The organism is Lysobacter panacisoli (genome assembly GCF_009765165.1).
In the GTDB taxonomy this organism is placed as follows: domain Bacteria; phylum Pseudomonadota; class Gammaproteobacteria; order Xanthomonadales; family Xanthomonadaceae; genus Lysobacter_J; species Lysobacter_J panacisoli.
Genome location: NZ_VLNU01000001.1, coordinates 362,548 through 377,588 on the forward strand (window position 1 = coordinate 362,548; position 15,041 = coordinate 377,588).

At 68.4% G+C, this 15,041-nt stretch carries 13 protein-coding genes; 10 read left to right on the forward strand and 3 right to left on the reverse strand.

Annotated elements, in window-relative coordinates:
• The first annotated feature begins 40 nt into the window (after positions 1–40).
• The 8 genes from FOF45_RS01825 to FOF45_RS01860 all read left to right on the forward strand — a co-directional run bounded on the left by FOF45_RS01825 (position 41) and on the right by FOF45_RS01860 (position 9,683).
• Complete coding sequence (locus FOF45_RS01825; protein ID WP_233264029.1) at positions 41–1,291, forward strand: MFS transporter; 1,251 nt, start codon at positions 41–43, stop codon at positions 1,289–1,291.
• Between the two features lie 25 nt (positions 1,292–1,316).
• Positions 1,317–2,660: an SGNH/GDSL hydrolase family protein gene (locus tag FOF45_RS01830; RefSeq protein ID WP_158982327.1), complete on the forward strand. Its 1,344-nt coding sequence runs from the start codon at positions 1,317–1,319 to the stop codon at positions 2,658–2,660.
• Positions 2,612–3,640 (forward strand): aldo/keto reductase, encoded by a 1,029-nt coding sequence (locus tag FOF45_RS01835; RefSeq protein ID WP_158982328.1) that lies wholly within the window; start codon positions 2,612–2,614, stop codon positions 3,638–3,640. The genes FOF45_RS01830 and FOF45_RS01835 overlap by 49 nt, the downstream gene beginning before the upstream one ends.
• A 224-nt stretch (positions 3,641–3,864) precedes the next feature.
• Entirely contained in the window at positions 3,865–4,884 is a 1,020-nt protein-coding gene (locus FOF45_RS01840) for a zinc-binding alcohol dehydrogenase family protein (protein WP_158982329.1), read from the forward strand.
• Between the two features lie 102 nt (positions 4,885–4,986).
• Positions 4,987–5,337 (forward strand): YciI family protein, encoded by a 351-nt coding sequence (locus FOF45_RS01845; protein ID WP_158982330.1) that lies wholly within the window; start codon positions 4,987–4,989, stop codon positions 5,335–5,337.
• A gap of 449 nt (positions 5,338–5,786) precedes the next feature.
• Positions 5,787–7,865 carry an NADPH-dependent 2,4-dienoyl-CoA reductase gene (locus FOF45_RS01850; RefSeq protein WP_158982331.1) on the forward strand — a complete coding sequence of 693 codons (2,079 nt, stop codon included), beginning with the start codon at positions 5,787–5,789 and terminating at the stop codon, positions 7,863–7,865.
• A gap of 464 nt (positions 7,866–8,329) precedes the next feature.
• Positions 8,330–8,788: a cell wall hydrolase gene (locus FOF45_RS01855; RefSeq protein WP_158982332.1), complete on the forward strand. Its 459-nt coding sequence runs from the start codon at positions 8,330–8,332 to the stop codon at positions 8,786–8,788.
• Between the two features lie 283 nt (positions 8,789–9,071).
• Positions 9,072–9,683, forward strand: a complete 612-nt coding sequence (locus FOF45_RS01860; protein WP_158982333.1) for a glutathione S-transferase family protein — start codon at positions 9,072–9,074, stop codon at positions 9,681–9,683.
• A 51-nt stretch (positions 9,684–9,734) separates the two neighbouring features.
• Here the strand turns inward: FOF45_RS01860 and FOF45_RS01865 are convergent, their stop codons facing one another.
• Complete coding sequence (locus tag FOF45_RS01865; protein ID WP_158982334.1) at positions 9,735–10,256, reverse strand: hypothetical protein; 522 nt, start codon at positions 10,254–10,256, stop codon at positions 9,735–9,737.
• 165 nt (positions 10,257–10,421) lie between these two features.
• On the opposite strand from FOF45_RS01865, the gene FOF45_RS01870 reads away from it, so the two are divergent.
• Positions 10,422–11,369, forward strand: a complete 948-nt coding sequence (locus tag FOF45_RS01870) for a DUF2268 domain-containing putative Zn-dependent protease (RefSeq protein ID WP_158982335.1) — start codon at positions 10,422–10,424, stop codon at positions 11,367–11,369.
• 87 nt (positions 11,370–11,456) lie between these two features.
• Here the strand turns inward: FOF45_RS01870 and prpC are convergent, their stop codons facing one another.
• Both prpC and prpB read right to left on the reverse strand, forming a co-directional pair.
• Complete coding sequence (gene prpC, locus FOF45_RS01875; RefSeq protein ID WP_158982336.1) at positions 11,457–12,608, reverse strand: bifunctional 2-methylcitrate synthase/citrate synthase; 1,152 nt, start codon at positions 12,606–12,608, stop codon at positions 11,457–11,459.
• Positions 12,609–12,855: 247 nt separating this feature from the next.
• Positions 12,856–13,737, reverse strand: coding sequence for a methylisocitrate lyase (gene prpB / locus FOF45_RS01880; protein WP_158982337.1), 882 nt, complete (start codon positions 13,735–13,737; stop codon positions 12,856–12,858).
• 89 nt (positions 13,738–13,826) lie between these two features.
• Between prpB and FOF45_RS01885 the strand changes: the two genes are divergently transcribed.
• The gene (locus FOF45_RS01885; RefSeq protein WP_158982338.1) at positions 13,827–15,038 is read left to right on the forward strand and encodes a citrate synthase family protein; all 1,212 of its coding nucleotides are present in this window, start codon (positions 13,827–13,829) and stop codon (positions 15,036–15,038) included.
• The last annotated feature ends 3 nt before the right edge of the window (positions 15,039–15,041 follow it).

Below are 15,041 nucleotides of genomic sequence, written 5' to 3' on the forward strand. Positions count from 1 at the left end.
AAGCGCCTACGCTGCCGTCCTTTCGTCCAGGACGCCCACGATGGCCGCTCCCCTCTCCGCTTCCCTGCCTGCCCCGGCCACGCCGGGCGGGCGCATGCCGTTGGCGCTGTACGCGCTGACCGCCGGCTCGTTCGGCATCGGCTGTGCCGAGTTCGTGATCATGGGCCTGCTGCTGCAGGTCGCCGCCGATCTGCACGTCTCCATCGCCGCCGCCGGCCTGCTGGTGTCGGGCTACGCGCTGGGCGTGTTCGCCGGCGCGCCGGTGCTGACCCTGCTCACTCGCCGCATGCCGCGCAAGGCGGTGCTGATGGCGCTGATGGTGATCTACACCGTCGGCAACATCGCCTGTGCGATCGCGCCGGACTACACGACGCTGATGATCGCGCGCGTCATCACCTCGCTGACCCACGGCACGTTCTTCGGCGTGGGTGCGGTCGTCGCGACCGGACTGGTGCCGGCCGAACGCAAGGCGTCCGCGATTTCGATCATGTTCTCCGGCCTCACGCTCGCCACGCTGCTGGGCATGCCGGCCGGCGCGTGGCTGGGCCTGCACCTGGGCTGGCGCTCGACGTTCTGGGCGATGGGTGCGGTCGGCATCGTGTCGCTGCTGGTGATCGCGCTGCTGGTGCCGCGCAGTCGCGACGACAGCGCACCGGTCGCGCTGCGCGACGAACTGGCGACCATCGCACGACCGCAGGTGCTGCTCGGCCTGCTGATGACGATGCTGGGTTTCGCCGGTGTGTTCGTGGTGATCACCTACGTGCAGCCGCTGCTGACCCAGCTGACCGGCTTCGTCGACAGCGCGGTGTCACCGATCCTGCTGGTGTTCGGCGGCGGCATGGTGGTGGGCAACCTGCTTGGTGGACGACTCGCTGATCGCAAGGCCACGCCGGCGCTGCTCGGCACGCTGTTCGCGCTGGCCCTGGTGCTGGCTGCGATGGGTTTCGCGCTGCGCAGTCCGGTCGCGATGGTCGCCTTCGTCGGCGTGCTCGGCGTGGCCGCGTTCGCGACGGTGTCGCCGCTGCAGTTGCGCGTGCTGCGTCATGCCGAAGGTGCGGGCCAGAACCTCGCGTCGAGTTTCAACATCGCCGCGTTCAATCTCGGCAACGCGATCGGTGCGTGGCTGGGCGGCGTGGTGATCGACCGCGGACCGGGCCTTGCGTCGATCACCTGGTTCGCCGCCGCCGTCACCGTCGCCGGCCTGCTGGTCGCGGCGTGGAGCGTGTGGCTGGAACGCCGCGCACCGCAGCGCCTCGTACTGCCCGCCGGTTGCGCGACGGAAGGCGCGTGATCCTTCGACGACTTCGGAGAACCGCATGAACGCATCTGTTCCATCGAAGTTCCTGTTCGTCCTGATGGCCGCGCTGCTGACCGCAGCGCCGGCTTTCGCCGCACCGCCCGAACGCACGACGTGGATCCCGACGTGGACCGCGAGTCCGCAGGCGCGCTGGGACGGCGACTTCGCGTTGCCGACCAACCTGCCCTTCCATTTCTGGAACCAGACGGTGCGCCAGAGCGCACGCGTCAGCGTCGGCGGTCCGCGCATTCGTGTGCTGCTGTCGAACGCGTACGGCACGCAACCGCTGGTGATCGGCGCGGCGCATGTCGCGACACCCGCAAAAGACGGCGGCATCGTCGCCGGCAGCGATCGCGTGTTGACGTTCGGCGGCAAGACGTCGGTGACGATTCCCGCCGGCGCGCCGATGCTGAGCGATCCGGTCGACTTCAGCGTCGCTGCGCTTGCGGACGTGTCGATCAGCCTCCATTTGCCCGAACCGACCGCACCCGCGACCTTCCACTGGGATGCACGCCAGACTGCGTACGTCGGTGTGGGAGACCAGACCGGTGCGACGCGGATGAAACACGACGCGACGCTGACCACGCGCGTGTTCGTCACCGCCATCCAGGTCGAAGCGCCGGCGACGACGCGCACCGTGGTCGCGATCGGCGACTCGATCACTGACGGCAACATGGCGACGATGGACGCGAACACGCGCTGGCCGGACGTGCTCGCCGCCCGCCTCGCGCGACACGATGTCGCCGTGCTCAACGCCGGCATCTCCGGTGGACGCCTGCTGCGCGACCGCATGGGCGAGAACGCGCTGGCACGCTTCGACCGCGACGTGCTCTCGCAGCCGGGCATCGCATCGGCGATCGTGCTGATCGGCATCAACGACATCGGCTGGGATGGCACGCCGCTGGGCCCGCACGAAGGCGTCGCCAGCGCCGAATCGCTGATCGCCGGCTACCGCCAGCTGATCCAGCACGCACGTGCACGCGGCGTGCGCATCGTCGGCGCAACCTTGACGCCGTTCGAAGGCGCGCTGCAGGACACTCCCATGCGCGGCTATTTCACCGCCGACAAGGAGCGCGTGCGCCAGGCCGTCAACGCCTGGATCCGCGACGGTGGCGAGTTCGACGCGGTGCTCGACTTCGACGCGGTCACGCGCGATCCGGCAAAGCCGACGCGTTTCCTGCCGGCGTACGATTCGGGCGATCACCTGCATCCGGGCGACGCCGGTTACCGCGCGATGGCCGAGTCGATCGACCTTCGCGCCCTGCTCGGCGACGACGCCGACTCCGCCTCCCTCTCCCAACCAGGACCCACACGATGGAATACCGTCATCTCGGCCACTCCGGCTTCCGTGTCCCCGCGCTGAGCTTCGGCACCGGCACCTTCGGCGGCAAGGGCGAACTGTTCGGTTCGTGGGGCAACACCGACGTCGCCGAAGCCTCGCGGCTGATCGACGTCTGCCTCGACGCCGGCCTCAATCTTTTCGACACCGCCGACGTCTACTCCGGCGGCATGGCCGAGAGCATCCTCGGCGCGGCGATCAAGGATCGTCGCGACAAGGTGCTGATCTCGACCAAGGCGACGTTCCGTTTCGACGCGGACGATCCCAACGCGGTGGGTTCCTCGCGCTTCCACCTGCTGCGCACGATCGACGCGCAGCTCAAGCGCCTGGGCACCGACTACATCGACCTGTTCCAGCTGCACGGCTTCGATGCGAAGACGCCGGTGGAAGAAACGCTGTCCACGCTCGACGACCTCGTGCGCGCAGGCAAGATCCGTTACCTGGGCGTGTCGAATTTCTCCGGCTGGCATCTGATGAAGTCGCTCGCCGCGTCCGAACGCCACGGCTGGACGCGCTACGTCGCCAACCAGGCGTACTACTCGCTGATCGGCCGCGATTACGAGTGGGAACTCATGCCGTTGGGCCTGGACCAGGGCATCGGCGCGGTGGTGTGGAGCCCGCTCGGCTGGGGCCGCCTCACCGGCAAGATCCGCCGCGGCCAGCCGCGTCCGGAAGTGAGCCGCCTGCCGGGCAGTGCGGACTATGGTCCGCCGGTCGACGAGGAATACCTGTACCGCGTCGTCGATGCGCTGGACAAGGTCGCCGCGGAAACCGGCAAGACCGTTGCGCAGATCGCGCTCAACTGGCTGCTGCAGCGTCCGACGGTGTCGACGGTGGTGATCGGCGCGCGCAACGAGGAACAGCTCAAGCAGAACCTCGGCGCGGTCGGCTGGAACCTCACGCCGGAACAGGTCGCACTGCTCGACGAAGCGAGCGCGAAGACGCCGGCGTATCCGTACTGGCATCAGGCGGGATTCGCGGAACGGAATCCGTCGCCGGTGTGACCACGCGCCCCCTCTTCCGGCGCTTCGCGCCACCTTCTCCCACGAGGGGAGAAGGGAAGAGCCAATTCCCTCTCCCCTTGCGGGAGAGGGACAGGCCGCCGCAGGCGGCCAGGGAGAGGGGTCGGACCGCTTGCGACGCTGCGCGTCGCCCCTCTTCCGGCGCTTCGCGCCACCTTCTCCCGCGAGGGGAGAAGGGAAGTATCGAAAGTGAATCTGGAGCCTGCATGAAAGCCATCGCCCTCACCCGCTACCTCCCCATCGACGATCCGCAATCGCTGGTCGACGTCGAACTGCCCGATCCTGCCGCGCCGAAAGGCCACGACCTGCTCGTGCGCGTCGATGCGGTGTCGGTGAATCCCGTCGACACGAAGGTGCGTTCGCCCAAGCCGCAGGTCGAAGCGCAACCGAAGGTGCTCGGCTTTGATGCCGCCGGCATCGTCGAAGCCGTCGGCGAATCGGTCACGCGCTTCAAACCCGGCGATCGCGTCTATTACGCCGGCGACATCACCCGTCCGGGCAGCAACGCGCAATTGCAGCTGGTCGATTCGCGCATCGCCGGACATCCGCCGAAGTCGCTCGACCCGGCGCAGGCGGCGGCGTTGCCGCTCACCGCGCTGACCGCGTGGGAACTGTTGTTCCAGCGCATGCCGTACGACAGCGAGAACGGCGGTGCGGGCAAGACGCTGCTGATCATCGCCGGTGCCGGCGGCGTGGGTTCTTTCGCGATCCAGATCGCGCGACGTGCGGGCTTCACCGTGATCGCCACCGCCTCGCGCGAGGACACCATCGCGTGGTGCCGCGAGCTCGGCGCGCACCATGTCATCGATCATCGCCGGCCGCTCGGTCCGCAGCTGGCGGCGCTCGGCTTCGAGACCGTCGATGCCGCGCTCAATCTCTACGACACCAATCGCTACTGGGAACAACTCGGCGAGATCCTCGCGCCGCAGGGTCACGTCGGTCTCGTCGTCGAACCGAAGGAGCCGGTGCGCCTGGGCGATCCGTACAAGTTCAAGTGCATCGGCATCCACTGGGAAATGATGTTCGGTCGCCCGCGATTCCAGACGCCGGACATGGACGAACAGGGCCGCATCCTCGACCGCGTGGCGGCGCTCATCGATGCCGGCGAACTGCGCGGCACGCAGCGCGACTCGCTTTCGCCGATCGACGCGGCGAACCTGCGTGAAGCGCACCGCAGGCTCGAATCGGGCACGACGATCGGCAAGCTGGTGCTCAGCGGCTGGTGAACGCGAGTGCCGCGGTGTCGATCCGCGGCGGTTCCGTTCGTCGATTGGAATGAGGGGCGTGCTCGCCGCGCCCCCGACTTTCCCGAACCGGAGGAGCACCGCATGAAACGTTACCTCGCCGTTTTCCTGGGCACGGCCGCGTCGATGGAGCAATGGAAGGCGCTCAGCGAAGACGAACGCGCCCGCCGTGAGAAGGCCGGCATGGAAGCCTGGGGCCAGTGGGTGAAGCGCTACGAGGCCGCGATCGTCGACGGGGGCAGCCCGCTCGGCAAGACCAAGCGCATCGCGTCGAAAGGCATCGCGGACGTCCGCAACGAACTGGCCGCGTGGACCGTGGTGGAAGCCGAATCGCACGAAGCCGCGGCCCGGATGTTCGAGGGCCATCCGCACTTCACGATCTTCCCCGGCGATGCGGTGGAAGTGATGGAGTGCCTGCCGATGCCGACCGGCTGACGGCCGCGCGGGCCGGCGAGCTCCGGCGGCAAGGCGAAACGACTCGGTCGCAAGGCAGAACGGCTTGCACGCAAGGCGCCGGGACTCGGTCGCGAGGCAGAACGGCTTGCGCGCAAGGCGCCGGGACTCGGTCGCAAGGCAGAACGGCTTGCACGCAAGGCGCCGGGACTCGGTCGCAAGGCAGAACGGCTTGCACGCAAGGCGCCGGGACTCGGTCGCAAGGCAGAACGGCTTGCGCGCAAGGCACCGGGACTCGGTCGCAAGGCAAAACGGCTTGCGCGCAAGGCGCCGGGGCTTGGTCGCAAGGCAAAACGGCTTGCGCGCGACGCCGCGGTCCTTGCCGTCGGTCGCGTGCCCCCAGCCGCAGCCGCCCCGGCACCGCCGCCACGCTTGAAGCCGGGCGGCTTTCGCGGCATCGTGCCGGCTTCCGTACGCCAGCGTATTTACCCATGACGGTCGCCAGCCCCCTCAGCTTCGATTCCGCCGCGGCTTCGCAGCCGCCCGCGCCACATCCGCTTTATCCGAAGCTGTTCGAGCCGCTGGACCTGGGGTTCTGCACCCTCGCCAACCGGGTGCTGATGGGGTCCATGCACACGGGGCTGGAGGACAAGGCGGCGGATTTCCCGAAGCTGGCCGCGTACTTCGGCGAGCGCGCCGCGGGCGGCGTCGGGCTGATCGTCACCGGCGGCTTCTCGCCGAACCTCGCCGGCTGGCTCAAGCCGTTCGGCGGCACGATGCGCTTTCCGTGGGAAGTGCGCCGGCACCGTCAGGTCACCGGCGCCGTCCATGCGCACGGCGGCCGCATCTGCCTGCAGATCCTCCACGCCGGTCGCTACGGCTACAGCCCGCTGCAGGTCGCGCCGACGCGGCTGAAGGCGCCGATCAATCCCTTCACCCCGCGCGCGCTCTCGGCCGGCGGCGTCGAACGCCAGATCCGCGCCTTCGTGCGCAGCGCACAGCTGGCGCGGGAGGCCGGCTACGACGGCGTCGAGGTGATGGGCTCGGAAGGCTATCTGCTCAACCAGTTCACCGCGCCGCGCACCAACCATCGCCAGGACGCATGGGGCGGCGATGCGGCAAAACGCATGCGCTTCGCGGTGGAGATCGTGCGCCGCATCCGCGAGGCCTGCGGGCCGGACTTCATCATCGTCTACCGGCTCTCGATGCTGGACCTGGTCGACGACGGCCTGGCCTGGGATGAAGTGGTGCAACAGGCGAAAGCCATCGAGGCAGCCGGCGCCACGCTGATCAACACCGGCATCGGCTGGCACGAGGCACGCGTCCCGACCATCGCCACCTCGGTCCCGCGCGCGGCCTTCACCGGCATCACCGCGCGCCTGAAGCCGCACGTCGGCCTCCCGCTGGTGACGACCAACCGCATCAACATGCCCGACGTGGCCGAGGGCATCCTCGTCCGTGGCGAGGCGGACATGGTGTCGATGGCGCGCCCGCTGCTGGCCGACCCGCAATGGGTGAACAAGGCACGCGCGCAGCGCGCGGCCGACATCAATACATGTATTGCGTGCAACCAGGCCTGCCTGGACCACGTCTTCGAGAACAAGACCGCCAGTTGCCTGGTCAACCCGCGCGCCTGCGCCGAGACCGAACTCAACTATGTGCCGACCGCGACGCCGAAGCGCATCGCGGTGGTTGGCGCCGGGCCCGCCGGCATGGCGGCGGCGTCTGTCGCGGCCGAGCGCGGCCACCGGGTCACCCTGTTCGAGGCCTCGGGCGAGATCGGCGGCCAGTTCAACCTCGCCAAGCGCATCCCGGGCAAGGAGGAGTTCCACGAGACGCTGCGCTACTTCGGGCGCCGGCTGGAGCAGACCGGCGTGGAGGTGCGACTGGGGACGTATGCCGAGGCCGACACGCTGGCGGGCTTCGACGCGGTGGTGCTGGCGACCGGCATCCGCCCGCGCGAGGTGGATTTCGGCGGCGCCGACCATCCCAAGGTGGTGAGCTACCTCGACGTGCTCAGCGGCCGCGTCGTGCCGGGACGCAAGGTCGCGATCATCGGCGCGGGCGGGATCGGCTTCGACGTGGCGGAGTTCCTGGTCGAGCACGGCGCCAGCCCCAGCCTCGACGCGGCGCGCTGGCGCGCGCAGTGGGGCGTGGACCTGGACTACGACGGCAACCGCGGCGGCCTCGCGACGCCGCAACCCGAGCCGCCGGCACGCGAGGTCTGGCTGCTGCAGCGCAGCCCGGGCCGTCCGGGCGCGCGGCTGGGCAAGACCACCGGTTGGATCCACCGCGCGACGCTGAAGGCCAAGCGCGTGCGGATGCTGGGCGGCGTCGAATACCTCGGCGTCGACGACGAGGGTCTGCACGTGCGCGTGGACGGCAGCGCGCAGACGCTACCAGTCGATCATGTTGTGGTCTGCGCGGGCCAGGAACCCTATAAACCGCTGGCCGCGGCGCTCGCCGACGCGGGCGTGGCGGTGCATGTGATCGGCGGCGCGGACGTCGCGGCGGAACTCGACGCAAAGCGTGCGATCGCCCAGGGCAGTCGCGTGGCGGCCGCATTGTGACGAACTGCGCAGGCCTTGCCGGACGGGGCCTGCAGGGTCGTTCGAAGCGGTTTTTCATCACCTGCATCGAACGGCCGCGCCTACGACCATAGGAGGATTCTGAACAGCCGTTGGGGATTCGAACCCCACGGGTTGTGGATCAAAGGCCCATCGAAACAATGGGTTGCGATGCCGAGCCGAGTTTCCAGCAGCATCCGCTGCCGCACGGTCAAGCCCCCATTGTTCATCTGACGTTTATCTTCGCGCCGCTACCGTGCGCCAACTTTTTCCGGCCACCCCTTTGGTGGCGACCCTCACCGCCCGCGTGGACGAACCTCCCGCGCGGATTTGGTGAATGGGCAAAAGCGCGCCGCAGAGCCGCTGCCCTCCCCAGTACGCCATGCCGGTCCGTGCCGTGGTTGCCGTCTCCCTTGGAGAAGGCCGCCGCCAGCGGACAGGCGCAACGGAGCAAGGAGTCCGATTAGATGAAACTGGCTTGGATCCTGTGGCTGGCCTCCGTGCTGCCGCCGCAAACCGCCGATTCGCTGTGCCTGAGCACCACCGTCTACCTGGAAGCCCGCGACCAGTCCGTGCGCGGCCAGAAGGCGGTCGCCGAGGTCGCCCTGCGCCGCCGCGACAGCGGCCTGTGGGGCAACACCGTCTGCGACGTGGTCACGGCACGCAAGCAGTTCGCCCCCACCCTGGTGTCGCCGGGCACGCGCCTGACCAACACCGAGGCTTGGGGCGAGGCTGTCACCATTGCCCTCGACGCCGAGCGCAACTGGGCTCTGCCGCCCGGCCAGCGCAAGGAAATCGTCCCGGGCGCGAGCCACTTCGCCGCGCACGCCATCGCCAGCCCGTCGTGGCGCACGGCGTACCAGGTCGCGACGATCGGCGATCACACCTTCTATAAGGTGCAGTCGCTGAAGCCGCGGCGCTCGTAAGCCCTGCCCCTCTCCCTGGCCGCCTGTGGCGGCCTGTCCCTCTCCCGCAAGGGGAGAGGGACAACGCGGCGCTCGACGTCTGCAGCCTTCTCCCAGTCCTCGCGCTCTTCCTGGGCCCTTCTTAGGCTCTTCTTCTCCTCACGCAGGGGAAGGTGCCCGAAAGGCCGAAGAAGGGACGGCGCCAGCGCATTCAGGGCAATTGACCGTTGCACGCCGCGACATTGAGCGCCGGGCCACGCCTGCGCGATAGTGTCGGGATTCGCTTGTCTTCGAGGGATCCCGCATGAAGCTCTACACCAAGCCCGGCGCGTGCTCGACCGCCGACCACATCGCCCTGCAATGGACCGGCCAGCCGTTTTCGGTCGAGATCCTCGACAAGGAGTCGATGAAGGCGCCGGCCTACCTCGCGATCAATCCGACCGGCGCGGTCCCCGCGATCGTCGATGGCGACTTCGTGCTGACCCAGAACGCCGCGATCCTGGGCTACATCGCCGACACCTACCCCGAGGCCGGCCTTGCCGGCGACGGCAGCGCGCGCCAGCGCGGCGAGGCGTCGCGTTGGCTGGCCTACGTCAATTCGGACGTGCATCCGGCGTTCAAGCCGCTGTTCGGCCCGGCCAACTTCATCGGCGACGAAGCCCAGTACGACGCGGTGAAGGAAACGGCGCGCAAGCGCGTGCGTGCAGTGCTGGAAATCGCCGATCGCCAGCTGGCGGGCAAGCAGTGGCTGGCGGGATTCCGCAGCTTCGCCGATCCCTACCTCTACATCACGCTGCGTTGGGCCGATGGCGTGGGCATCGACATGCGCGGCCTCGACAACCTGGCCGCGTTCAAGGCGCGCATGGAAGCCGACCCGGCCGTGCAGAAGGCACTGAAGGTCGAAGGGCTCGCGTAAGCAACACCGCGCGGAGGCACGCGATGTGCCTCCGCGTTTCGACGTCGCGCCTCAGGCTTCGGCGAGTGCGCGGAAGCGGCGGTCCATCTCGGTGGCGAAGCCGACATCCTTCGCCTTGCCCAGCGCCGTGCTGAAGTCCGGCAGCAGGGCCAGCAGGTCGCCCACGTCGTTGCAGCGTTCGACCTTGAGCTGCAGGAAATAGCCGCGCAGGCCGAGATGGTCGCGCACTGTCTCCGACATCAGCGTGTACAGCGCGGAATATCCCTTCGCTCCGGCGCCCGACGATGCCGCGACAGCGGCCACCGGTGCGGCGGCACGTACTGCGTCGGGAATCGTCGCGGCGGCGGCGGCGGCCAGGCTCTTCGGCGCGGCGATCAGGCCCAGCGCTTCGAGCTGGTCCAGCGCATCGTCCGGTCCCTTGAGTCCGCCGATCACGCCGCGCAACTGCGCGACATTGCGCTGCCCGTCGACCATCAACAGGATCGAACGCAGCACGTTGGGCAGTTTGAGTGCGCGGCTCTGGATCTCGTCGCGCCCGGCATCGGTCTTGTTCGGCACTTCGTCTTCGCGCATGGTTTCCCCCAAACCATTGGCCACGAATGCCCCCCGACTATGCCACGGCAGACGGCGCAATGCGCGTGCCGCGGGATGGCCGGCGCGACCCGGACGTTCGGCACCTCCCTCCACGGCGGTGCCACTGCATGCTGATGCCTCCCCCGCTTTCCAGGATGGACACGCATGCACCCAACGTTCCGCTTCGCCCTGCTCGCTTCCACCCTATTGGCGCCGGCCTTCGCGCAGGCCGCGGACACGATGCCGGGCGCCGACATCGTCACCAACGATGTCGCCCGCTTCTACGCGCTCTACGAAGCCAGCGACGGCAAGCCCAGCGTGGTTCAGATCGAGAACGACTACCTCGCCAAAGGCACGCCGAGCCTGGTCGAGTTCGCGAAGTTGCGGCGCGTCACCGCGCAGAGCATCGCCGACCGCCTCGCCAGCGATCCGGCGATCTACGCGAACGCGCGGCAATGCATGGCCGAACTCCCCGCAGCGAAGGCACGACTCGCGACCGCGCTCGCGACGCTGGTCCGCCTTTACCCGCAGGCCAAGCTGCCGCCGGTGGCGATCGTGGTCGGTCGCGGCAAGCCGGTGGGCATGGCGTATCCGGGCGGCCTCACCATCGGCCTGGAAGCGCTGTGCGCCGCCGACTTCATGAACCCCAACGTGCAGGACCGCTTCGTGCACGTGATCGCGCACGAGTACGCGCACATCCAGCAGACCATGCAGACCGATTTCGAGGCCGGCGATCCGGACGCGACGGTGCTGCGCATGTCGCTGGCCGAAGGCGCGGCCGAGCTCATCTCTGAAGTGATCTCCGGCAACGTCGGCAATCCGAAGCTGGCCGATTGGACGCGCGGCCGCGAAGCGGAGGTCGAGTCCGCATTCGTGGGCGAGATGGACAGCACCGATCTGTCGAACTGGCTCTACAACTACCGCGCCGGCTCGGGCGAACCGTACGACCTGGGCTACTGGGTCGGCTATCGCATCGCCAAGGCGTATTACGTCAAGGCGACCGATCGCAAGGCGGCGTTGAAGGACATCATCGAGATGGACGATCCCAGGGCGTTCCTGGCGAAGAGCGGCTGGACGCCCGGCATGCGCCTGCCCGACTCCGCCAACGACTGAGCACGCGCACGTCGAAGTGCCACGCAAAGAGAAAGGCCGCGCATCGCGCGGCCTTTCCGTTTCATCGCACCGGATGAATCCGGCGAATCAGCGCTTGTCGATGGCGACGTACGCGCGGTCTTCGGGGCCGACGTAGTTCGCGCTCGGACGGATGATCTTGCCGTCCTCGCGCTGCTCGATCACGTGCGCGCTCCAGCCGGTGGTGCGCGCGATGACGAACAGCGGCGTGAACATCGGCGTCGGGATGCCCATCATGTGGTAGGCCGATGCGCTGTACCAGTCGAGGTTCGGGAACATCTTCTTGGTGTCCATCATCAGGTTCTCGATGCGCTCGGACACGTCGAACAGCGTCTGGTTGCCGCCGTCGGCGCACAGCTTGCGCGAGAGTTCCTTGATGATCGGATTGCGCGGATCGCCGATGGTGTACACCGGGTGGCCGAAGCCGATGATGATTTCCTTCTTCTCCATGCGCGCACGGATGTCGGCTTCCGCCTCGTCGGCCGAGCCGTAGCGGGCGATGATGTCCATCGCCACTTCGTTCGCGCCGCCGTGCTTGGGACCGCGCAGCGCGCCGATCGCGCCGGTGATGCACGAATGCAGGTCCGAGCCGGTGCCGGCAATCACGCGCGCGGTGAAGGTCGACGCGTTGAACTCGTGCTCGGCGTAGAGGATCAGCGACTTGTCGAGCGAGTCGGCGTGCAGCTTCGACGGTTCTTCGCCGTGCAGCAGGTGCAGGAAGTGCGCGGCGACGGAATCGTCGTCGGTCTCCACGTCGATGCGGCGGCCGTTACGGGTGAAGTGCCACCAGTACAGCAGCATCGAACCGAAGCTGGCGACGAGCTTGTCGGCGATGTCGCGCGCTTCGGACGCCGGATGGCCTTCGCGCTCGGGCAGCACGGTGCCGAGCACCGAACAGCCGGTGCGCAGCACGTCCATCGTATGCGCGTTGGCGGGAACCAGTTCCAGCGCTTCGGACACGATCGCCGGCAGGCCGCGCAGGCGCTTGAGCTTGGCCTTGTAGGCCTTCAGCTGCGACACCGTCGGCAGCGCGCCGTGCACGAGCAGGTGCGCGACTTCCTCGAAGGTCGACTTCGTCGCCAGGTCGTGGATGTCGTAGCCGCGATAGTGCAGGTCGTTGCCGCTGCGGCCCACGGTGCACAGCGCGGTATTGCCCGCGGCGGTGCCGCTCAGGGCGACGGATTTCTTGGCCTTGGGCAGAACTTGGGCCGAGTCGGTCATTGCGTTTCTCCTCGTGCGTTTGCGTGGCGGAATCGGGTCTGTCCGGTCCCGCCGGGGTCCGGCGTTGTCAGGATTACAGGGTGCCAGCAGGGGATAAGCCTAGCGACGAAATGTCGCGGACGACCGTGGCGAGCCAGTATCGCGCTCGCCGCGGTCGTAAGGCGGCCGGACGCGCCGGCGGAGAAAGGGACAGGGGGACTCATCGTCGAGGCCCTGTACGCTCCGTCGGCCGACCTTTTTCATCGCCTCACTTGCCGCGCGCGAACAGCGCGTCGAGCTTGTCCTCGTACGCGTGGTAGCCCAGGAAGTCGTACAGGTCCGCACGCGACTGCAGCGTGTCGATGATGTTCTTCTGGGTGCCCTCGCGGCGCACGGTCTCGTAGAAGTTCAGCGCCGCCTTGTTCATCGCCCGGTACGCGCCGCAGCAGTACAGCGCGATGTCCACGTTCGCCTCGCGAAGCTCGTCGGTGGTGAAGAACGGTGTCGAACCGAACTCGGTGAGGTTGGCGAGGATCGGCACTTTCACCGCGGCCTTGAAGCGCCGGTAATCGTCCAGCGTCTTCATCGCCTCGGGGAAGATCATGTCCGCGCCGGCCTCGACGTAGGCCACGGCGCGCTCGATCGCCGAGTCGATGCCTTCGGCCGCGGCCGCGTCGGTGCGCGCCATGATCACGAAACCCGCGTCCGTCCGCGCGTCGACGGCGGCCTTGATGCGATCGACCATCTCGTCGGTCGGCACCACTTCCTTGCCGGGACGGTGGCCGCAGCGCTTCTGGCCGACCTGGTCCTCCATGTGCACCGCGGCGACGCCGACGTTGATGAAGGAACGCACGGTGCGCGCGATGTTGAAGGCGCCGCCCCAGCCGGTGTCGATGTCGACCAGCAGCGGCATCTGGGTGGCATCGACAATGCGGCGCGCATCGGTCAGCACGTCTTCCATCGTGCTGATGCCCAGGTCCGGGATGCCCAGCGAATTCGCGGCGACGCCGCCGCCGGACAGGTACAGGGCCTTGTAGCCAACCCGCTTTGCCATCAGACCGGCGTAGGCGGTGATCGCACCCATCACCTGCAGCGGGGTTTCTTCCGAGAGAGCGGCGCGGAATCGCGCGCCAGCGGAGGCGGAACTCATGGGGGAACTCCTCATCTATTGCGGCCGCCAATCTGGCACCATCCCACTGGTTGATCAATCTTGATCATCACGATCAACCATTCCGGCCGATGAGCGACCTCCTTTCCGCCCGCGAGACCTGCCGCCTGCTCGGCATCAGCCAGGCCACGCTGTACGCGTACGTCAGCCGCGGCCTGATCGAATCCCGGCCCGGCCCCGACCACCGCAGCCGCCTGTACCTGCGCCAGGACGTGGAGCGGCTGGCGCAGCGCCAGCGGGCCGGCCGGGGACCCGCACGCGGCGCGGCGCAGAGCCTGGATCGCGGCCTGCCGGTGCTGGAGACGCGGATCTCGCTGATCCGCCCGGACGGTCCGTACTACCGGGGCCGTTCGGCGATCGCGGAGGTGCGCGCGGGCGCGACGCTCGAGGACATCGCCCGACTGCTGTGGGATTGCGGCGAGGACGATCCGTTCGCGATGCCGCTGTCGCCTTGGCCGGACACCGTCACGGCCATCGCGGGCAATGCGACTCTGCCGCCGCTGGAGCGCACGATGGCGGCGATTCCACTGTTGGCACTGCAGGAACGCCACTCCTTCAATTCCGCGCCGCAGGTGCGACATCGCGTCGCCGCGACGCTGCTGCGCCAGAACGCGGCGCTGCTGGTCGCGCAAGCGCCCTGGCCCGGTCCGGTGCATCGCCTGCTCGCGCAATGCTGGCGCGCCGACGACGACGCGTTCGAGGATCTGGTGCGTTCCGCGCTGGTGCTGTGTGCGGATCACGAACTCAACGTGTCGGCGTTCGCCGCGCGCGTGGTCGCATCGACCGGTGCGCACCTGCACGCGACGGTGTGCAGCGGACTGGCTGCGCTGTCCGGACCGCGCCACGGCGGCGCGACCGCGCGCGCCTACGCGCTCATCGACGAAACCCTGCAGGCTGCGTCGCCACGCGATGCGATCGCCGCGCGCTGGCAACGTGGCGACGACCTGCCCGGCTTCCGCCATGCGCTGTATCCGCACGGCGATCCGCGCGCGACGGAACTGCTCGAACGCCTGCGCACGCACGCGCCCGATCGCGCGATCGTGGCCGCACTCGACACCATCGTCGAAACCACCGAGGAAATCAGCGGTCAGCGGCCTAACATCGACTTCATGCTCGCCGCGATCTGCATCGCCTACCGCTTGCCGGCGACGCCGGCGCTGGTGATGTTCGCCGCGGGACGCCTGGCGGGATGGCTCGCGCACGCACTCGAACAGCAGGCGCAGGGCGGGCTCATCCGTCCGCGCGCCCGCTATGCGGGCGTGGCACCTTCACCGCAGGAATAAAGC